This window comes from Clostridioides sp. ZZV15-6383 (assembly GCF_020657735.1).
Lineage (GTDB): Bacteria > Bacillota > Clostridia > Peptostreptococcales > Peptostreptococcaceae > Clostridioides > Clostridioides difficile_D.
On sequence record NZ_JAGWCV010000144.1, the window covers coordinates 1 to 491 of the forward strand.

A 491-nucleotide genomic window follows, 5' to 3' on the forward strand; every position below is an offset into this window, starting at 1 on the left:
ATTCATATATAAGAATTTTTTACCGATAGGTATGTATGTTATATCCATACAAATTTTTTCTAATGGTTGATTAGCTGTAAATTCACGATTTAATATATTATCATATACCTCAGATGATTTAAACTTGCGTCTATATACTTTCTTTCTAATAATAGATTTAATTCCTAGTTCTTTCATCAACCTATATACTCTCTTATGATTAATAGGGGTATCAAGTATTTTATTTAAATAAGTACAAATTCTTTTTCTACCGTAAGTGCCTCTATATTTTTTATGTATTTCAATTATATAATCCTTAATAATTCTATCTTTGATACCCCTATCGGAAGATTTTTTAGAATAACTTAGCCATTTATAGTAACCGCTTCTTGACACACTTATCAACTTACACATACTAGAAATACTATACTTCCTAGACATAAGTTTAATTGTTTTAAATTTATCGCTTACTTTGACTTGTCCAATAGGGTACTTAACTTTTTTAAGAATTC

Annotated in this window: 1 protein-coding gene; it reads right to left on the reverse strand. The window is 25.9% G+C overall.

All coding sequences use genetic code 11. The annotated features are described in order from the left end of the window. Positions 1–420, reverse strand: a 420-nt coding sequence (locus KGF42_RS20645) for an IS3 family transposase (RefSeq protein ID WP_227826908.1), incomplete at its 3' end; no start/stop codon positions are given. Positions 421–491: the final 71 nt, after the last annotated feature.